The organism is Candidatus Synechococcus calcipolaris G9 (genome assembly GCF_029582805.1).
GTDB classification, from domain to species: Bacteria; Cyanobacteriota; Cyanobacteriia; order Thermosynechococcales; family Thermosynechococcaceae; genus Synechococcus_F; species Synechococcus_F calcipolaris.
In genome coordinates, this window is record NZ_JAKKUT010000002.1 from 1,374,709 (window position 1) to 1,393,990 (window position 19,282).

The 19,282-nt window shown below is 49.3% G+C and carries 23 protein-coding genes; 5 read left to right on the top strand and 18 right to left on the bottom strand.

What is annotated here, in order from left to right; genetic code table 11:
- Nucleotides 1-18: 18 nt before the first annotated feature.
- From L3556_RS09590 to L3556_RS09650, 13 genes are all read right to left on the bottom strand, one after another.
- Nucleotides 19-1,521, bottom strand: coding sequence for an AAA family ATPase (locus L3556_RS09590; protein ID WP_277867055.1), 1,503 nt, complete (start codon nt 1,519-1,521; stop codon nt 19-21).
- Nucleotides 1,522-1,530: 9 nt separating this feature from the next.
- On the bottom strand, nt 1,531-2,058 hold the full coding sequence (locus L3556_RS09595) for a YceD family protein (protein WP_277867056.1): 528 nt from the start codon (nt 2,056-2,058) through the stop codon (nt 1,531-1,533).
- Nucleotides 2,058-2,492: a BLUF domain-containing protein gene (locus L3556_RS09600; RefSeq protein ID WP_277867057.1), complete on the bottom strand. Its 435-nt coding sequence runs from the start codon at nt 2,490-2,492 to the stop codon at nt 2,058-2,060. Before L3556_RS09600 ends, L3556_RS09595 begins: the two co-directional genes overlap by 1 nt.
- Before the next feature lie 229 nt (nt 2,493-2,721).
- Entirely contained in the window at nt 2,722-3,207 is a 486-nt protein-coding gene (gene petD, locus L3556_RS09605) for a cytochrome b6-f complex subunit IV (RefSeq protein ID WP_277867058.1), read from the bottom strand.
- A 75-nt stretch (nt 3,208-3,282) separates the two neighbouring features.
- Complete coding sequence (gene petB, locus L3556_RS09610) at nt 3,283-3,930, bottom strand: cytochrome b6 (protein ID WP_277867059.1); 648 nt, start codon at nt 3,928-3,930, stop codon at nt 3,283-3,285.
- A 74-nt stretch (nt 3,931-4,004) separates the two neighbouring features.
- Nucleotides 4,005-5,033 carry a WD40 repeat domain-containing protein gene (locus L3556_RS09615; protein ID WP_277867060.1) on the bottom strand — a complete coding sequence of 343 codons (1,029 nt, stop codon included), beginning with the start codon at nt 5,031-5,033 and terminating at the stop codon, nt 4,005-4,007.
- Nucleotide 5,034: 1 nt separating this feature from the next.
- A complete protein-coding gene (gatA, locus tag L3556_RS09620; protein WP_277867061.1) occupies nt 5,035-6,489 on the bottom strand; it encodes an Asp-tRNA(Asn)/Glu-tRNA(Gln) amidotransferase subunit GatA in 1,455 nt (484 codons plus the stop codon).
- 111 nt (nt 6,490-6,600) lie between these two features.
- Nucleotides 6,601-7,113: a hypothetical protein gene (locus L3556_RS09625; RefSeq protein WP_277867062.1), complete on the bottom strand. Its 513-nt coding sequence runs from the start codon at nt 7,111-7,113 to the stop codon at nt 6,601-6,603.
- 35 nt (nt 7,114-7,148) lie between these two features.
- Nucleotides 7,149-7,286 (bottom strand): hypothetical protein, encoded by a 138-nt coding sequence (locus L3556_RS09630; RefSeq protein ID WP_277867063.1) that lies wholly within the window; start codon nt 7,284-7,286, stop codon nt 7,149-7,151.
- An 18-nt stretch (nt 7,287-7,304) separates the two neighbouring features.
- Complete coding sequence (locus tag L3556_RS09635; RefSeq protein WP_277867064.1) at nt 7,305-7,589, bottom strand: KGK domain-containing protein; 285 nt, start codon at nt 7,587-7,589, stop codon at nt 7,305-7,307.
- A gap of 107 nt (nt 7,590-7,696) precedes the next feature.
- Nucleotides 7,697-8,035 carry a KGK domain-containing protein gene (locus L3556_RS09640; protein WP_277867065.1) on the bottom strand — a complete coding sequence of 113 codons (339 nt, stop codon included), beginning with the start codon at nt 8,033-8,035 and terminating at the stop codon, nt 7,697-7,699.
- Between the two features lie 12 nt (nt 8,036-8,047).
- Nucleotides 8,048-10,453, bottom strand: a complete 2,406-nt coding sequence (locus tag L3556_RS09645; RefSeq protein ID WP_277867066.1) for a dynamin family protein — start codon at nt 10,451-10,453, stop codon at nt 8,048-8,050.
- A gap of 95 nt (nt 10,454-10,548) precedes the next feature.
- On the bottom strand, nt 10,549-12,351 hold the full coding sequence (locus L3556_RS09650; RefSeq protein ID WP_277867067.1) for an N-acetylmuramoyl-L-alanine amidase: 1,803 nt from the start codon (nt 12,349-12,351) through the stop codon (nt 10,549-10,551).
- Nucleotides 12,352-12,809: 458 nt separating this feature from the next.
- Here L3556_RS09650 and L3556_RS09655 point away from each other — a divergent pair, with 458 nt between their 5' ends.
- Nucleotides 12,810-14,201 carry an NAD-dependent malic enzyme gene (locus L3556_RS09655; RefSeq protein WP_277867068.1) on the top strand — a complete coding sequence of 464 codons (1,392 nt, stop codon included), beginning with the start codon at nt 12,810-12,812 and terminating at the stop codon, nt 14,199-14,201.
- A gap of 39 nt (nt 14,202-14,240) precedes the next feature.
- On the opposite strand, the gene L3556_RS09660 is transcribed toward L3556_RS09655, so the two are convergent.
- Both L3556_RS09660 and L3556_RS09665 read right to left on the bottom strand, forming a co-directional pair.
- The gene (locus L3556_RS09660) at nt 14,241-14,504 is read right to left on the bottom strand and encodes a type II toxin-antitoxin system RelE family toxin (protein WP_277867069.1); all 264 of its coding nucleotides are present in this window, start codon (nt 14,502-14,504) and stop codon (nt 14,241-14,243) included.
- On the bottom strand, nt 14,497-14,727 hold the full coding sequence (locus L3556_RS09665) for a hypothetical protein (RefSeq protein WP_277867070.1): 231 nt from the start codon (nt 14,725-14,727) through the stop codon (nt 14,497-14,499). The genes L3556_RS09660 and L3556_RS09665 overlap by 8 nt, the downstream gene beginning before the upstream one ends.
- A 159-nt stretch (nt 14,728-14,886) precedes the next feature.
- Here L3556_RS09665 and metK point away from each other — a divergent pair, with 159 nt between their 5' ends.
- The 3 genes from metK (at nt 14,887) to L3556_RS09680 (ending at nt 16,728) form a co-directional block, all read left to right on the top strand.
- Nucleotides 14,887-16,116: a methionine adenosyltransferase gene (metK, locus tag L3556_RS09670; RefSeq protein WP_277867071.1), complete on the top strand. Its 1,230-nt coding sequence runs from the start codon at nt 14,887-14,889 to the stop codon at nt 16,114-16,116.
- Nucleotides 16,117-16,225: 109 nt separating this feature from the next.
- Nucleotides 16,226-16,477: a type II toxin-antitoxin system Phd/YefM family antitoxin gene (locus tag L3556_RS09675; RefSeq protein WP_277867072.1), complete on the top strand. Its 252-nt coding sequence runs from the start codon at nt 16,226-16,228 to the stop codon at nt 16,475-16,477.
- The gene (locus tag L3556_RS09680; protein WP_277867073.1) at nt 16,474-16,728 is read left to right on the top strand and encodes a Txe/YoeB family addiction module toxin; all 255 of its coding nucleotides are present in this window, start codon (nt 16,474-16,476) and stop codon (nt 16,726-16,728) included. Before L3556_RS09675 ends, L3556_RS09680 begins: the two co-directional genes overlap by 4 nt.
- Nucleotides 16,729-16,739: 11 nt before the next feature.
- Here L3556_RS09680 and L3556_RS09685 read toward each other — a convergent pair whose 3' ends face one another.
- Both L3556_RS09685 and L3556_RS09690 read right to left on the bottom strand, forming a co-directional pair.
- The gene (locus tag L3556_RS09685; protein ID WP_277867074.1) at nt 16,740-17,417 is read right to left on the bottom strand and encodes an HAD family hydrolase; all 678 of its coding nucleotides are present in this window, start codon (nt 17,415-17,417) and stop codon (nt 16,740-16,742) included.
- A 30-nt stretch (nt 17,418-17,447) separates the two neighbouring features.
- Nucleotides 17,448-18,005, bottom strand: a complete 558-nt coding sequence (locus L3556_RS09690; protein ID WP_277867075.1) for an alpha-ketoglutarate-dependent dioxygenase AlkB family protein — start codon at nt 18,003-18,005, stop codon at nt 17,448-17,450.
- 222 nt (nt 18,006-18,227) lie between these two features.
- Between L3556_RS09690 and L3556_RS09695 the strand changes: the two genes are divergently transcribed.
- Nucleotides 18,228-18,692: a DUF4079 domain-containing protein gene (locus tag L3556_RS09695; RefSeq protein WP_277867076.1), complete on the top strand. Its 465-nt coding sequence runs from the start codon at nt 18,228-18,230 to the stop codon at nt 18,690-18,692.
- 78 nt (nt 18,693-18,770) lie between these two features.
- On the opposite strand, the gene L3556_RS09700 is transcribed toward L3556_RS09695, so the two are convergent.
- Complete coding sequence (locus tag L3556_RS09700) at nt 18,771-19,265, bottom strand: ATP-binding protein (RefSeq protein ID WP_277867077.1); 495 nt, start codon at nt 19,263-19,265, stop codon at nt 18,771-18,773.
- Between the last annotated feature and the right edge of the window lie 17 nt (nt 19,266-19,282).

Sequence of the window (19,282 nt, forward strand, 5' to 3'; positions counted from 1 at the left end):
GTGCGTGTAGGTGATGGGTTAGGAGCGTGGTGGCGACATTGAGGCGGCGCGAGAGGCTAGGCGAGCTTTCCCGGCCGCAGCCCACTCCTGGAGTAAATGAACATCCTCCCGAGCGGTTCGGGCCAGGGGCACAATTTCACTGGCGGCTTGAAGGAGATCCTCCGTCGTAAAGTCCCGATCTTGACTAAAGGCGAGGTGCATGGCCTCAATCAAACATTGTTCAATTTCTGCACCGGAAAAATCAATGGTTTCGTAGGCTAAGCGTTCCAGATCATACTGATTCAGGGTATGGGGGCGAACTCGGGAGATGTGAACCTCAAAAATGGCCCGTCGCTCCTCCTGATGGGGTAAACCCACGAAAAAAATCTCGTCAAATCGCCCTTTGCGAAGCATTTCCGGCGGCAGAGATTTAATGTTATTGGCTGTTGCCACGACAAAAACCGGCGATTGCTTCTCCGCCAGCCAGGTAATAAACGTACCAAATACACGGCTACTGGTGCCCGCATCGCCACGGCCATCCATTCCGGCAAAGGCTTTATCAATTTCATCAATCCAGAGAATACAAGGAGCTAAGGCTTCAGCAATTTGCAGCATTTGTCGTGTACGGGATTCTGATTCCCCCACCAAACCCGCAAATAAACGACCCACATCCAGACGCAGGAGGGGCAAGTGCCAATGGTGGGCAATTACTTTGGCTGTGAGGGATTTTCCCGTACCTTGAATGCCGACAAGCAGCAACCCCCGTGGATGGGGAAGACCGTACTGCCGCGCCCGCTCCGAAAAGGCTCCTCCCCGCCTCATCAGCCAATCTTTGAGGTTATCCAGTCCCCCCAGATCCGCAATGGATTCGGTGGCGGGATAAAAGTCAAGAATTTGGGTTTGCCGCAGGATTTGCCGCTTCTCCTCCAAAATTAAATCCACATCCTCGGGATAGAGGGAACCATGGCTGGCGATCGCCCGGCCTAAGACCCGACGAATCCGCTCTAGGGTCAATCCTTGGCAGGCCCGCACCACCTCATCGAGGGATTGGGGAGACAGGGGTTGACCGAGGCCTTGGCAAAGACGTTCCAGTTCTGCCCGAATATCGCTGCTGCTGGGTAAGGGAAACTCAACCACGGTGATCACGTCACTGAGATCTGCGGGAATGGCCACCTCTGGGGCCAATAAAATTAGATTTTTCGGCTGGGACTTGAGGAGGCGGGCTAAGTTTCGCAGCTTCCGCGAAATGGAGATGTCCTCCAAAAAACGGTGAAAGTCCCGCAGAATGATCAAGGCGGCGGCGGTGTGGGGAAGTTTTTCAATAAACTCTAGGGCTTGGAGGGGATTCCGTTTGGCCGTACCCCCATCATTGGGATTTCCTTGGTAGCCTTCCACAAAATCCCAGACATAGACGGCCCGATTGTTATAGGTTTCGGCAATGTGCTGTAAAACCCCCTCTAGTCGCTCTTCCTCGCGGCTGGGGATATACAGCAAGGGATAACGGGCCCGCAAAAGGAGTTCAAAGTCCTGGGAAAAACTCACCGCCCCCCCCTAATTTTTTTCAACGTTATTCGGTTCAAGGGCTTGGCGAAGTTGGGCCAGGGCGGCCCAGCGATCATCCCAGGATTCCGTGGGTGGGGTAATCGGTTCCGGCTTTAGTTGAATTCCGGGACAGGTGGCTTCACAGCGTTGGGGATGGGGCAAGGCTAAACACAACTGTTGGTAGAGCCAATCCGCTAGATCAAGGGTTCCTTGGGCATCGACTGCTTCCACCAGATCTCCGGCTAGACCATCCTGGGGGGCATCGGGTTCAGTGGCGGTGGCTAACCACAGGAGTTCTTCGGCATCGCAGAAGAGACGATGGTTATAGTTTTGCAGGCAGCGATCGCAGGTGAGGGTAATAATGGTCTTAACTTCGGTTTTAACCTGGATATAGGATTTCAGGTGAGTCACTTTTAGCCACCCCTGCACAGGGGTCAAGGTGGATAATTCACCCCAAGACTCCAGCACCGACCAAATATAGGTTTGATCCGGCAAGGAAAGCAGATCCGTAATGATCAGGGGATGGGCTGGGGCCACTACCCTCCCCCCTGATGAATAACGTATAACTCTTTTAGGAAACTGAGGCATTGCTTGGCATTCATGGCCGCTGGCTCAAAGGTGGCCGCTGGGGAATAGGTTAGGCGTAGGGTTCGCATCGTTTCCGAATCCATTTCCCCTAACTGCACTAACCGCATGGACCAGTTGGTAAAGATGCGGGAATCAATTTCGCAAAACTCAACAATTTCCGCACTGTGGTGGCGGGGATCCTGGAGAATGCGGCCATAGGTGTCACTGATACGGCGGCGATCGCCCTCTAGGGTTTGGACAAACATATTATTGCCAAAGCAGAGCATTCCGGTAATCCCATCCCGCAGGTTATTCGCCTCTGACTTGGCCATAATTTCCCGCAGATCTGGATAACTCAGGCCCTCTGTAGCAGAACTAAGGTATAGCAGACGATGGAGACTCATCGTGACTGATCCTCAATATCCAAAGAAAAAGTAATTAGAGATTAGAAACATTAAATATTTATTTCTGCCTAATTATCCCATAAAATCGAACACCACAAAGTAAGCGAGGCTGCCGCCGGTGTCTAAACGCCATTGACAAACTCGCTCATTTTTTAGATTTTGATTTTAGTTTAGGTGGTGTTTTAGGGATTGCCAGATGATCTCTTGATAACCCTTCTAGGCAACTCAGCTAGAACAGCCCCAGGGTCAGGGATTTATCCAGAGGGAATGCCGCACCCACACCTAACCATAGCGTCACCAAGGTGCCAAACATAAAGACCGCCATGGCAACGGGGCGACGGAAGGGATTTTGAAACTTATTGATATTTTCAATGAACGGAATCAAAATCAAACCGAGGGGAATGGCTCCATTCATCAAGACACCTAAAAGTTTATTGGGAACCACCCGGAAAATCTGGAATGTGGGATATAAATACCACTCGGGTAGGATTTCTAGGGGGGTAGCAAAGGGATTAGCAGGTTCACCAATCATGGCAGGATCCATAATCGCCAAGCCAATTACCAAGGCAATGGATCCCATAATGACCACGGGAAAAATATAGAGGAGGTCATTGGGCCAGGCAGGTTCGCCATAGTAGTTATGACCCATGCCTTTTTTCAGCTTCGCCTTTAGGGCGGGGTCACTGAGGTCAGGCTTTTTCAAAACTTTAGCCATAGATCAAAGGTTCTCCTTATACGAGGATCGGCCAAGGGGGGCAAAATGAGCAATTGGACAATGACTTGCCATGATTTAGAGGGGCCCGGAAATGCCCTGTTTCCGAATCATTAGGAAGTGCATCAGCATGAAGACCGCAATGGACCAGGGCAAAACAAAGGTGTGTAGGCTATAGAAGCGGGTTAGGGTTGCTTGACCCACGCTTTCGCCACCACGCATTAATTCCACCAAAGACTCACCCACTACCGGAATGGCTGCTGGAATACCTGAGACAATTTTGACCGCCCAGTAGCCCATCTGATCCCAGGGCAGAGAGTAGCCCGTTACGCCAAAACTGACGGTAATGACCGCTAGGACTACGCCCGTCACCCAGGTCAACTCCCGGGGCTTTTTGAAACCGCCGGTGAGATAAACCCGAAAAACGTGCAAAATCATCATCAGCACCATCATGCTGGCGGACCATTTATGGACGGAGCGAATTAACCAGCCAAAGTTGACATCATTCATGATGTACTGGACAGAGGTAAAGGCCTCGGCTACCGTGGGTTTGTAATAAAACGTCATCGCAAAACCAGTGGCAAACTGAACCAAAAAACAGGTCAGTGTAATCCCACCCAGGCAGTAAAAAATATTTACATGAGGAGGGACGTATTTGCTGGTCACATCATCGGCGAGGGCCTGTATTTCTAGGCGTTCCTCGAACCAATCGTAAACTTTATTCATAACGGGGATGAATCCTGAAAACCGCATCTTTCTTTGAAAAATGTAACACAGTCCTTCCTCGTCTTTCTATTTTTCTAAGAAACTGGAGCTTCCCAGACCATGACTTCGCCACTATTCCCCCCTGCGGCTAAATAATGACCCTGGGGATGCCAACTCAGGCAACTAAAGTGATCCGCTGCTCCCTCGAGAATTTGAATGGGTTCTTTGACATCCTGCCAGAGACAAATCCAGCCATCGGTGGCCGCAGATGCCAAAATTAGTTGATGGGGTTCAATGGCTAGGGCTTTGACACTGCCCTGATGGAGATCTAAAATTTGTGGTTCCCAGCCCTTGCGATCGCCGGTCAGTTGCCAGGTAATAATCCCTTCTTGAGAACTACTAATGAGGGTGGGGGCGGATTCCCCAGGTTGGAGGGGCAGCCAGTGGAGTTGGCGTACTTTTCCGGGAAAGCCTTGCATTTGCCAGGGGTAGGGATCCCCCCATTTCCAGACAAACAGGGTGTGATCCATATTGCTGGCGGCCAGGTATTCGCCGTCCCGTGACCAGGCTAGACCCACGCAGGCGGACATAAAACCCAGGTTTTGGGGATCCTGATCCCAATCTTCACCGGCCCAGACGCGAATGCCTTGATAGCCACCGACGGCCAGGGAATGTCCCGCTGGATGCCAGGCCAGGGCTAATACTGATGAGGCTTCAAAATTCACCGTGATTAAAATTTCGCCGGCGATCGCATCCCACAGTTGGACATAACGACCCAAACTAAAACTGACCACCGGAAGTTGGGGGTGCCAATGGAGTTGATCAATCCAGGGTTGCTCATAGTCCAGGGTGTAAAGGAGGGTTGGCTCTGGCTCCATGCCCCACACCAAGACCTGGCCGGATTGCCCCGCTGCGGCAATATAGTTTCCGTCTGCAGAGAATCCGAGGGTATCAATGGATTGATCATCTCCAGATCGCAGGAGGCGATGGTCTTGACCCTGGTTGCGGTAGAGAACCACTTCCCCGGAGGCGGCGGCGATGACTAGACTGTTGCCCTTGGGAGACCAGGCGATCGCCGTGATGTAGTCCCCTAATTGGGTTTGCCAAACCTTTGCCCAGGGCATCTTAGCTCAACCCTTCCGGCTGTTTGCTGTGCCAGGGGGTTGCCTGTTCGTAGGCGTAGGCCACATGAAAGAGAACATCTTCCCGGAGGGCGTTGCCAATCAATTGCAGGCCAATGGGTAGGCCCTCAGAATCGAAGCCACAGGGTAAACTCAACCCCGGTAAGCCCGCTAAATTCACAGGGATGGTCATTAAGTCTGAGAGATACATACTCAGGGGGTCGGCGGTTTTTTCCCCTGCTTTGAAGGCCGTTGTTGGACTGGTGGGGCACACTAATACATCCACCTCCTGGAAGGCGGTTTCAAAATCTTCCTTAATCAGAGTACGAACTTTTTGGGCCCGTAGGTAGTAGGCATCGTAGTACCCCGCTGAAAGGGCATAGGTGCCAATCATAATCCGCCGTTTTACCTCTGGGCCAAAGCCTTGGGCGCGGGTTTTGGTGTACATGTCTAGCAAACTATTGGCGGTGTCATCCCGATAGCCATAATTCACGCCGTCATACCGAGCTAAATTTGCTGAGGCTTCCGAGGGGGCAATGATGTAGTAGGTGGGCAGGCCGTAGGCAAAACGGGGACAGGAAATGGGATGGAGGGTTGCCCCTAGGTTTTCCAATTCCTTCAGGGCCAGATCCATCGCTGTGGCTACTGGGGCACTGAGGCCATCGCCAAGGGTTTCTTGAATCACGCCAATGCGAATCCCCTCTAGGCTAGGTTTGAGGTATTGGGTATAGTTGGGAACCGCTGCCTTGAGACTGGTGGCATCTTGGGGGTCATGGCCGGCGATCGCCCCCAAGAGGATAGCTGCATCGGTGACGGTGGTAGCGAGGGGACCAATTTGATCCAGGGATGAGGCGTAGGCCACTAAACCATAGCGAGAAACCAGTCCATAGGTGGGTTTGAGACCAACCACCCCACAGAAGGACGCGGGCTGACGAATGGATCCCCCCGTATCAGACCCCAGGGCGACGGCACATTCCCCGGCGGCTACTGCTGCGGCCGATCCCCCCGAAGAACCTCCCGGTACGCGATCGATGGCCCAGGGGTTGGCGGTGGAACCAAAGGCCGAGTTTTCGGTGGAACTGCCCATGGCAAATTCATCTAAGTTGGTTTTCCCCAGGGAGATCGTCCCTGCTTGTTGCAGTTTTTGGGTCACGGTGGATTCGTAGGGAGGGATAAAGTTTTCTAGGATCCGTGACGCACAGGTGGTTTTTACCCCTTGGGTACAGAGATTATCCTTGAGGGCAATGGGAATGCCTTCTAGGGGGCCGAGGGGTTCCCCAGCGGCAATTTTTTTATCAATGGCGGCAGCCTGTTCAAGGGCCCGATCGCCCGTGATCGTTAAAAAACTATGGAGGCGCGGCTCTAGGGCAGCAATGCGATCCAGATAGGCTTGGGTAATTTCAGTGGCGGAGCGTTCTTTGCCCGTAAGTTGACGATGTAACTCCTGAATCACTGACATGAAGACTACCCATCCTTATGAAAAATTTACGAAATTAATCTAACTAACCTTCTCACTAACCTAATGTATTATCCCTGGAAACCAGCGATCGCACCCGGGGAAATCCAACCCTCAGGAAAGATCGGTGTAGGTTTGGATAGCTTCGGCCCCTTTGGGTAACAGTCGTTCCACTTTGCGGATCTGGGTTTCATTACCGGTGGTGAAAATTAAAATATATTTACCCTGAAGCAATCGCTCTTGGTAGGGGGTTCCCGATCTCCCGGCAATGATCACCTTCAGACCGCCCCCCACCGTTAGGGAGCCGAGGCCACCAGCGATCGCCCCAAAGGCTCCGCCAATCACACTATTATCAATGGAACTTAGGCCCGGCACAATCGTTAATTGGGTAGCTTGGTTAAAGGCAAATCCGGCAAAGAAGCCAAAGGGAACCAGCCAAAGTAGCATCCGTTGCATATCTTGACGGGCCTGGGCAAAGGGATCCAAAATATCCACTTCGGCCCAGGTTTTATAGCCCGTGCCTAGGAGTGTTAGATTCTCTGGGGAAATCTCGGCCCGTTCTAGGTAGGTATAGGCGGTTTCAGCACTGATGCGATCGGGATAGGTAGCAACAAGATAATGGATCATAAATTCCTAGGCAGTCTTAAGTGACTCGAATTGTTCTAGATAAAATCGCTGGGTTGGACTAGCTTGCTGGTAAAAATAGTTTGCCACTGTTGATGGATTGGAAAATCTTGGCTAGGGGAGATCGCCCGAAACACACTTTCAGGGTTAAGAGATTCAAAGACATGATCTGACATTGTGGTGTCCCATCAATACTAAGAGAGCTTATCTAAAGGAGAGACGGATTTATTATCAGCATCAGGATAAAAATTTAGCTCCAGCTTTAGGGTTCCTTTCTGCCAGCCCGCTTTGTCAATGTGCATAACTTCAAATACTATGCCACGCATCAACAATTCAGCAAAGTTAGAATCACGGGCTAAGGCAAGAATAATATCTTTAGGGTGAAAGAGCTTCTGGGTAAAATATTGAGCAAGAACTTTATTAATTTCAACATTATCTTGATTTAAGCGAATCACTTCATCGGGCTGTAATGGGTTCATAGAAATCTGGGGGTTAAGGACTTATCATTTAATACTCCTTCGCCCTCTCTGGGAAGGGGTTTGGAGGTGAGAGCACATCCATATTGTAACGGGATTTTAGTCTTCCGTTAGAAATCATCTAGAGGAGAGCGAAACGACTCTGGATCAGCATCCTCAGCATCAGGGTAAAAATTAAACTCTAACTTAATGGTTCCTTTTTTCCAGCCAGCTTCATTCTGAAACATCACTTGACCGGGAATACCCGAAATTAAAGTATCGATTAATTCCTGGGGACAATTTCCGTTATAGCCGATTGAGTGCAATGCTTGTTGAGATAAGAAAGCTACATCACTGATAATTCTCATATCATTAGTAATTATCGAACGCAGTCTCTTGACATTTTCATCGGCATTATCAAGACGAACAACATCATCAGAACTAAGGGCATAATATTTTGGCTGGGGCATATTTACATCTCACTAGGAACTGGCAGAGCTAAGGGCATGCAAATCTGATTCTAAGATTTCTGGGAGTTTTTGGCGATCGCGTCCCAGAGCTTCCAAGCAGTGGTTAATATGGGTGACGGACTGATTATAGGTGGCGATTTTTTCATTGATTTTCTGCAATTCATTGGCATTCTTCTGGATACTTTCCTCCGCTTCCCGTTCAATGGTTTTGGCCACATTTTCCCGAGCCTGACCCGATTGCTGTAAGATTCCCTGGGAATGTTCCGCTGCCATCATTAAAAGCGGCTCATTAATTGTACTATTAATGGATTGACGAAAACTAACATGAATGGTTTTGGCTAATTTGTGTTCAAAATCCAGTTTCAAGAGTTCAAGTAGATCCTTTTCTGCCTCCTTCATACCCGTCAGATCATAATTGCGGCAGACTTTTCGTAGCACTTCTCGTAATCGGAAAATCCCAGTGTTTTCCTGATAAAAATCCTCTCGCTCTCGCACATAGCGATCGCACTCGATTGTAGCAATACCCGTCATCGCAATCACCCGCTCATAGCAGACCTGATCTAGTTTTTTGTGAATACCGCTATCATTGCCTAGGAGTCGATATAGGTCTCGATAATAGGACTGATCACCAATTTCTTTTTTGAGCCGAACAAAAAGATGCTGAATTAATTCTTCAGAGGCCTCGACTAAGGTTTTCTTAAGACCATTGGCTAGGTAATAAAAGGCCTCCGCCAAAATGCCCATCACGGGAACCACCGAATTACTACGATGGCTGGCTAACGCTTGCTGATACACCTCTTCAATGGAAAATTTATTGAGGAGTGCTTTTAATGCCTCAACCATTTTTTTGCACAGCCGCTCGTAATCTTTTTCTAGGAGAGTATCCTGAGAACCCATGGCCCGATTGAGGAAATCCTTAATGTGATCCGTAAATTGATCACTGGCTTCCTTCAGTTCATGGCTGACATTTTGAAGTTTAATTTCTTTGAGAGCCTCAACATCCGTGGGCTGATCCCGTAAATGACTCCAAGCGGGCAACAGGGTATCTTTAAGGCTAATACAAATGATTTGTAAATCTTCGGCAAGCTGATTTAATAGTTGGGGATACTTTTCTTCTTTGAGATAGCGAGTGATTCCATATCGAAAATCTTCAATACCACTGTCGCTAATCAAATGGCTAATGAGAGGTTTGTGATACTGATTGAGAATTCGCACATAATTTTCATCCTGAGTTTGATCGTTAAAAACTGCAACCTGAAATGTATCACCCGGTAATTTACCAGACTGGACACAATAACGATTAAACGCATCAACAAATTGATGGGTATCCTCCTGATTCGGCATCGCTCCAATACTTTTGGCAAAGATTGAATCTAGGCCATATCGATTTTCCGCATTTGTTTTAGCAACTAGACTGCCATAAAAACCCAATAAACCACTGGTGCGATAGACCCGCTCCGAATCATAAAATTGATCTTGAATAATTCCCTGAAGACGATGGCGAAGCTGGGGGTTGTACCACGTTTCATCAATGCGGTTAAAGACATAGAACACACGATCTCGGATGGTGACACTATTGTTGATTTTTTCCAGGAGTTGGGTTTCTTCACGGGTTAATTCCCCTGATTTTGCTACCTGAAAAACACAAACCACCGCCGATGTTTCCGGATTTTCAATACAGCGATAGGAGAGTTCAGCATGTTCCTTGACCGGAGCATCAATCCCCGGTGTATCAATTAACACATTTCCGCCCGCTAGAAGTGGATGGTGACAGTAGTACTCAATCTTTTTCAAAACCGCGCTATTGGCCCCTTGGCGAGCATACTCAGAGGCATCATTTAAGTGCTGGAAGTTGAGACTCTCCATGGCAAACACATTATTCCGGGTTTCATTAATCCGGGTTTCATTGGCTTTATAGCCCTCCAGGAGTAGCTTCAGGGCATTGGCCTGCTTGGCTTTCTCTGATTTATCCTTACCCCCTTCGTTTTGAATAATTGTGGTGGCGGCGGTGATCCCCTGTTGGATAGAGTCAGAATTTTTCAGGGTAACGTCACTGACCAAGGCTAACCGCTCTAGTAACATTCTGACCTGATATTGAATCTCCACCTGACTCATAAAGGTCAAAATTGCCCGTTCCTCCGTGGGTTCTGCGTAGGCAATACGGCATTCAGTTCCGGTGGCGTGACCTTCCGAACTGTAGAGCAACTCCCGCTCCAGTAGGGCATTGATCAGCATTGATTTGCCCGCACTAAAGGGGCCAGCAAAGACAATTTCAAAGGTGGGAGAAAGGGCCTTATTCAAGGATGTCTGCACTGGAGTGGTATCCAGCACTCTCAGCGACGGTTCCTGTTTCAGTAATTTTAGGAGAGCTGAAACATGATCTTGGAGGTTGGGGCAGGCTTGCTTAAGATCACTCATCAAAACTTACCAGGATTCATGGAAAGATTGTAACCCAATAAAACTGAGAAGCGATCAATGGGTTGCTTTTTATGACCCGTAGAGTCTTCCCGTCCCTAGCCACCATAGCGTAGATACTGCATAATGCCCCGGCCAATGGCTTCTGCCATCCGCGATCGCCAGGCAGGATTCTGAAAATTAGCTGCATCCTCGGCCCCGGTGACAAATCCTGTTTCCACGAGGGCTGAATCCATGGACGTATTCCGAATCACATAAAATCGGGCCGTTCGCACACCGCGATCGCGAATATTGATCGAGCTTAAAACACTATTTTGAATTGCCGAAGCCAACCGACTGGATCGGCCTGGGGCGAAATAGGTTTCAAATCCATTTACATCGGGGCGACTCATACTAATGGCATTGGCATGAATACTCACAAAGGCATTGGCCCGGGCCCGCGCGGCAATACTCACCCGTGGAGCCAAATCAATTTCCCGATCATCGGTGCGGGTCATAATCACCTGCACCCCTTGCTGTTGAAGATACTGGGCGACCTTATGACTAATATCTAAAACAATATCCTTTTCCCGAATACCGCCAATACCCACCGCCCCCGGATCTCGCCCACCATGGCCCGGATCAATGACCACCACATAACGACCACTGGGTACTGGGGTTGACCCTGGTGCTGGTGCGGCCGGCCGGGGCACATTAATTTGGGTGTTTGGACTCGTTGGACTTGGATTGGCTGCTACCGCTGCCCCCGATCGCTGTAAGGGCACAATAAACGACTCAGCATTGATGTGGCGGGGATTGAGGATCTGCACCCCTGGAGCCGGAGTTAATAAAATGGATACGGTTTGATCATCCTCTCGGCGAAATTCAACCTTAGATAGGGGACTACCAGCGGCAAGGCGGGGTTCTTGCACATTGCCCAACTGGGCCGATCTCAGCCGAATCCGATAGGCGCGTCCCTCCCAGCCCACACTATAAAATAGAGTGCGATCGCCTTGAATGAGTAGCTCACTCCCCCCCAAATCAATCCGTTGCACCGTTGCCCTAGGGGGTTGCCCGGCCGCAGGGGTTGGGGTTGTCGCGCTGGCGGTTTGGGCCGTACCGGTGGTGGTATTACGGGGCATCACCATAAATCCACCACTGACATCCGTATTCACTTGCCAGTCAGGACTTCGCCGATCCACATTCAATGTCAACACAACCCGAGGTGGCCGGCCCCGTTGCTCCCGCATCTCCGCCCTCACCCTTCCCATACTGAAACGAGTTAATTCCAGGCGACGGTTGGAAAGCCGGTTAGAAATATTGGCATTGTCTAAGGTGATTTCAATGCGCGTCGAATTGCGACGATTAATGGAGGCAACTTGAGGTTTTTCCCCATTGGTAGCAATAAAAATTCCCGTACTCTCGGCGCGCCAACTGAGGAGTTCCGTTGGGCCACTGCGAGTGGATGGGGTTTGGGTTGCCGGGGTGGGGGATGCCGCTTGAATCCGTTGGGGGGTCGGTAATTGCACCATCCAGTTATTGGCCGCAAAGCCACGAAACTGGACAGCGTTAGGATCAATGGTATAGCCCTCGGCATACTCCACCACAATCCGGGTCACTTGGGGATTAAACTGGGCTACTCGCACTTGGCGAATCGGGCCGTTGAAATTTTGATTAATTTGGGGCCGACCTAAAACCACCCCTGGTAGGTCAATGACGAGACGGGTTGGCCCATAAACCAGTTCAGCCCTTGGTTGAACCCCCGCTTCAGTGCGAATCTCAATTTGATTAGAGGTCGGATTCAGTCGCCAAAATTGGAGTCGAGATGCCTCTGCTGGCAGAATAATCAGGAACGCCCCTAAGGCACCCACCACCGCACCGAGGGCCGTTGCCATGACCGAAAATTGCCGTTGTTGAGCCATTCAATTCCTCCATGTGAGGGGGTAGGACAGGGAAAGGTTTTCCTGCTCTAGGACAGAGTATCTTAAGGGCTGATTCTAAAAAACCAAGGGTAGAGATCAAACCGAAGCAAACTAGGTTAGCTTACTCTAGCAGAGGTAGGTTCGGAAACTGGCACAGCCTATCGTTTAGGATTGCGAAATAGATGGGCGCAAGATTCATATTTTAGCTATTGATTTTAGACGGAGGGAGGGAACAAACAGTTTCCAGCCTGGACTTTTGCCAAGATCATCACAGCCCTCGGTGTCCCCGCCATGTCAGTGGGTTTATTGGTTCTAGCCCATAGGTTCATTGGTTTTAACCCATAAGTTAAACGTGAACAGAAAACGATTATTTTTCTAGACCTATACTGATATAGCTGAGATAGATGATTTACTTTCCCCAAATACCAAACCCCAATACCGAAGGAGTAGCACGTCCCATGGCCGACCTCACCCCCAATCCTAGTTTTAGTGTCACCATGCGGGTGGAAATTCCCCAACAGCCGGGAATGTTGGCCTCCGTACTGCGGGCGATCGCCGAAGTCAGGGGAGATTTAGGGGATATTAATCTGATTCAAAACGGCCGCAACAGTTTTATTCGGGACATTACCGTGGCGGCCTACAGTACAGAACATGCGGCGGAAATTATTCAAGTGGTCAAGGATAAAACCCCCGCCAAGGTACTAGATGTCTACGATCGCACCTTTCACCTCCATGAAGGGGGCAAAATCACCATTACCAGCAAACTCCCCCTCCAGGGTCAAGATGATCTAGCCATGGCCTATACCCCAGGGGTGGGTCGTATTTGTATGGCCATTGCCGAAGAGCCACCCCTCGTCCATCGTCTCACCATCAAAAGTCACACCGTCGCCATTGTCACCGATGGCAGTGCCGTCCTCGGTTTGGGAAATATTGGCCCGGAGGCGGCCCTACCCGTGATGGAAGGCAAGGCGATGCTCTTCCAAGAATTTGGTGGCTTAGATGCCTTTCCCATTTGCTTGGCCACCCAAGATGTGGATGAAATTGTGGCGACGGTAAAGCGTATTGCTCCGGTGTTTGGCGGTGTCAACCTAGAGGATATTAGTGCCCCCCGTTGTTTTGAAATTGAGGCTCGACTACAGCAGGAACTCGATATTCCCATTTTCCATGATGATCAACATGGTACGGCGATCGTCAGTTTGGCGGCTTTGATCAATGCTCTGAAAGTCGTTGGTAAATCCTTGGATACCATTCGCATTGTGATTAATGGGGCCGGGGCTGCCGGGGTGGCGATCTCTCGATTATTGCGAAAAGCCGGGGTGAAAACCATTTTCCTGTGTGACTCCAAGGGCATCGTCAGTCAAGATCGCCCCAATTTACCCCCCGGTAAAGCTGAATTTGCCGTACCGGATGCCGGAACCTTGGCAGATGCCCTCAAGGATGCCGATGTTTTTATGGGGGTTAGTGTCCCCGGTGTCCTCACCCTGGAAATGGTGCAATCGATGGCCAAGGATGCCATTGTATTTGCCATGGCCAACCCGATTCCCGAAATCCAGCCGGAACTCATCTATGATCATGTGGCTGTTTTAGCAACGGGCCGCAGTGACTATCCCAACCAAATTAATAATGTGCTGGCATTTCCCGGAGTCTTTAAGGGGGCCCTGGCCTGCCGTTCCCAAGCCATGACAACGACCATGTTTTTAGAGGCGGCCCAGGCGATCGCCGATCTCGTCTCCCCCCAAGACCTGAACCGTGATCATATTATTCCTTCGGTCTTCGATCGCCGAGTGGCCAATGTGGTTGCCTCCGCCGTCGAGCATTGTGCCCGTTCCCAGGGTTTAGCCCGTTGTTAATTAATTATGTAGGCTCACCTCCCATCTCTCATTTTACTTTTACGGTTCATAGGCTTGACTACGATGGGCGATCGCCACAACAAACACCTGAATCAACTCATCATCCACCGAATAGATCATCCTGTAGTCTCCGATACGATAGCGATAGTAGCCTGCGTAATCCCCTTTGAGAGCTTTGATGTTGGGATGAGATCGGGGAGTTTGCTCTAACTGTTGTAAACATCGGGTAATCTTCTTGGCTAAGGCTTTGTCAGCATTCACATAAACTTTTTGGGCATCGGGATGGAGAAAAACTTCATACATCGGAGCGAAGGGTTCTCCAACTGCTGTACTGGGTTTTAGAGGTTGTTTGATTTTGCTTAACACGCTCTAGCAAGCCAGGAATTGCCAGAAGTTCTTGAGTTGCAGCTTCACTTTCAGCATTTGCCAAGTAAGCCGCAAAATCAGCAAGCACCTGTAAGCGCTCTGGCGATAGTTGCTTGAGTGAGTCATTGAGTTGACGCTGTAACTCGGCTACAGATACCAAAATCGACGACTCCTCCTCTATTGGGGAATTATAATTATCCGTAGTATTCATTGCCTGTTTCACACTTTCAAGGGTTAATATCCATTCTGACATCCTCCCTAATGGTATAATCACTGGAATTTCTCAAACGTCATCATCCACACCAAGGAGTGTCCAGTCTTGCGCTACCTGTTCTCCTCGGAATCTGTTACAGAAGGGCATCCCGATAAAATCTGTGATCAGATCTCTGACACCATTCTGGATCATCTGCTCAGTCAAGACCCTTTCAGTCGTGTAGCAGCGGAAGTGGTCGTCAATACCGGCCTCGTTTTAATTACCGGGGAAATTACCACCAAGGCGATCGTAAATTATGTCGATATTGCCCGTGAAAAAATTGCCGAAATTGGCTATGTGGATGCGGAAAATGGCTTTGCCGCCAATAGCTGCTCCGTTTTAGTTGCTCTAGATGAGCAGTCTCCCGACATTGCCCAAGGGGTAAATACCGCCCAAGAAGCTCGCACCAATCTCAGTGAGGCAGAACTGGATCGCATTGGTGCTGGGGATCAGGGCATTATGTTTGGCTATGCCTGTAATGAAACTCCTGAGTTGATGCCCCTTCCCATTAGCCTATCCCACCGCATGGCCCGTAAATTAGCCGCCGTGCGGAAAACTGAGCAATTGCCCTACCTGCGGCCCGATGGCAAAACCCAGGTTACGGTCATCTATGAGGATGGCCGCCCCGTTGGCATTGATACGATTTTAATTTCCACCCAACATACCCCTGCCATCGGTGATATTACCGACGAGAAAGCCATCCAAGAAAGAATCAAGGCGGATCTCTGGGATAGTGTTGTCCAGCCTGTCTTTGCTGATTTAGCCGTTAAACCCGATGATCACACCCGCTTTTTAGTCAATCCCACGGGTAAGTTTGTCATTGGCGGCCCCCAAGGGGACTCTGGTTTAACGGGTCGTAAAATTATTGTGGATACCTATGGCGGCTATTCTCGCCACGGGGGTGGAGCCTTTTCCGGGAAGGACCCCACCAAGGTCGATCGCAGTGCCGCCTACATGGCCCGCTACATTGCTAAAAATATTGTGGCAGCAGGCCTGGCTGAAAAATGTGAAATCCAGTTCAGCTATGCCATTGGGGTTGCCCGCCCCGTTAGCCTGTTTGTGGATACCTTTGGAACGGGCAAGATTTCCAGCGATCGCCTACTAGAATTAGTCAAAGATCATTTTGAACTTCGTCCCGCTGGCATCATTCAGACCTTTGGCCTTCGCAATTTACCGGGAGAGCGCGGGGGGCGATTCTACCAAGACGTGGCGGCCTATGGCCACTTTGGTCGCTCGGATTTGGATCTCCCTTGGGAGCAAACCGATAAGGCAACCCTATTAAAAACCTCTGCCTAATCGAACCGTTAAGCGGCGCGGAAGCCTGGGTGTAGAAGCGTCAGCTTAACTATTTGTTACATAAAATTCTCTGTTGTACAATGAGTTGTACATATGGAGTTCTGTGCCTATGAATATTCTGAGCTATTCGGAAGTTCGCAGTCAGCTTGCTAAGACAATGGATAGGGTATGTGATGACCATGCCCCCATTGTTATTACTCGCAAGAATTCCCAATCGGTAGTGATGATGTCACTGGACGACTATCAAGCAATTCAGGAGACTGTGTACCTGCTTCGCAGCCCCAAGAATGCCCAACGGTTGATTGAGTCAATGGCAGAAATCAAATCCGGTGGAGGTACTGTACAGAAGCTTATTGAATGAAAATTGAATTTTCTGAGAACGCTTGGGAAGACTATTTGTATTGGCAAAAAACAGATAAGAGCGTACTAAAGCGCATCAATGGATTGATTCGAGATATTCAACGATCTCCCTTTGAAGGCATAGGAAAACCCGAGCCGCTAAAGTATACACTCTCTGGTTTTTGGTCTCGTCGAATTAATGACGAGCATCGCCTTGTATACTCCGTCGAAGATAATGTTCTTTGTATCGTTCAAGTTCGCTATCACTACTAATTAATTTTAATTTAATTTAAGAAATCCTCTATACAGTGACTTGCCCCGGCCTCCTTCAGTTCTAAAAAACTATGGGTTGTCAATACGCCCCAGCAAGCCATACCAGCATTACGGGCTGCTTGCACACCGGCGATCGCATCCTCAAAAACAAGACATTCCTGGGGTGAAACCCCCAAGCGTTCAGCAACCAGTTGATAGCATTGGGGGTCGGGCTTGCCCCGTTGGACATCGGTTTCCATCACCAGCGTATGAAAAAACTGCCGCAGATTTTGGCCGTCTAAAATTGCATCCATATTTTCTTTACAGGCCGATGTGCCTAGGCCAATTTTGTAACCTTCCCGTTGGGCCTGCTTCAAAAACTCAACTAATCCCGGCAATGGGGTAAGGCGATCTCGAATGAGTTCCCGAAAAACGGCCTCTTTCCCCTGGCCCCAGCGTTCTACCTCTGCGGCACTCACCGATCGCCCTAGCAGTTCGGGTAGCAGTTCACTATTTCGCTTCCCCCCCATGGTAGCCAATTGAGCTATATCAATTTCTGAATTGAGTTCGGGAGTTTGCTCCACATAGGTTTTCCAGGCCTGTATGTGGTAGGGCATCGTATGGCACAGCACCCCGTCCATATCAAAAATTAGGGCAGAGAGTCGCGATAGATTGTGGGCTTGAAATCGTTTTTCTAACAAGTTTTTCACCTTTCTAGGAAACATTAAGGGGCCGGTCAATTAAAGAACAAACCTAAACGTCAAGTTAATTCTAGGGCCAACATTTTTCTTGGTTTTAGGAACCTGATGCTCCCAATAATGCTGAGTTTCATCCAACATGAGAAGCAAACTACCATGGGCTAATTGCAGGGAGATTTTTGACGGATTAGGATCAATGGATTTGACTTTTCTAAGCATAAATGTTCGCATATTTCCTAAGCTAACTGAAGCAATAATCGGATTGTTGCCCAACTCTATCTCATTGTCACTATGCCATCCCATACTATCATTTCCATCTCGATATAAATTAATCAGTACACTGTTAAACGCGGTCTGGGCAATGGCTTCAACCTCATTTTTCAAGCCATAAAGGCAACGTGTCCAGGGGATGGGTTCCATCGTGATGCCAGAATAGGTGTAGCTTTTACCTGTATCTCCATACCAAGCACTGAGGCGCGGTACGTTCATTTTCTTGCCATAGATGCGGATAACGTCTTGTTGCCAAGGGGTTTCCTGCTCTAAGGTGCGATACAAATCATTGGCCCTTGTTGTCTCTATAAAATCGGGACAATATTGCACCGTACCCTGATCCTTTAGTACCTCATAGATCGTGTCTTGGGGAAAGATAGGTGTGATACACGGAGTCATAATTCAGCCTGAAAAACCTTAGCTGTCCCTTTTAACCATGAAATTTTAGCCATGAATTTCTCCCCTAGGGGCGATCTCTGGTTGGGACGAAACCAATATATGCTAAGTTTTATTACAGTTTGCCGATTCTTCCTAGTATTTACTGAGTTTTCTATGGACATTCCTGCTCCCCTTCAGCCGATCATTACCTTTGCCCACCCTGTCCTCATGTGGATTTTACTAGGGTTATCCCTCTACGCCATGTATCTGGGAATTCAATCTCGGCGGACTCGTACTGCCAGTGGCGACGAAAAGAAAACCCTCGTGCAAGGTAAATTTATTCTAAAGCACCATCAAATGGGTTCAATTCTATTGGCCTTGATGGTCTTGGGAACCATTGGTGGCATGGGAGCAACCTACATTAACAATGGCAAGCTCTTTTTTGGGCCCCATCTATTAGTCGGCTTAGGGATGACTGGGATTGTCGCTGTCTCCGCTAGTCTGACACCCCTGATGCAAAAGGGAAATGATATTGCCCGCTCCCTTCATATCGCCTTAAACGCCACCCTGGTGGGATTATTTGGCTGGCAAGCGGTGACTGGACTTCAGATTGTGCAGCGGATTCTTAATCCTAGTTAATTGAAGGACTTGGCATACTCTTCACGGATTCAGTGGATCTCTTCAACAATCTCATCTGTCCACTTTGTCGAGACAACATCAAGTACCCTGAAATTCCTGAATAGCGATCCTGGGGGTGAGGGTAACGTGATAGAGCCGTCTAAACCCTTCTTCCAGGGAGGGCGGTGTTTGGGTTAAGTCTTGATACATTTGTTCAATCACTGTTTCAGGAACCTGGCGATCGCGGGCGTGGTTCCACTGTTTGCAGGTCTCTAGATCCGTGAGAAGTTGCCAGCCGATCCAAGGCTCAGGGGTCAGGATTCTGACTTGACGGAGAAATTGGACGCGATAGCGGTGCTGAACATTGGTGGCATCATAAATAATTGTGAAACCCCGTTGGAGCGATCGCTGGATTTGGCCCAAGACTTCCGCTTCAATCTGTGGCCATGCCCCTTGATGCCGTGGGTCTCCGTACAATAGGCGACGAATATCATCCGTGGCAACAATAACAGCATCGGGGAGGTTAAGACACAGATAGTCAGCAAAGGTAGATTTACCACTGGCAGGGGGGCCAATTAAAAGATGGTGGGCCATCCCAACCCCGGTGTGGC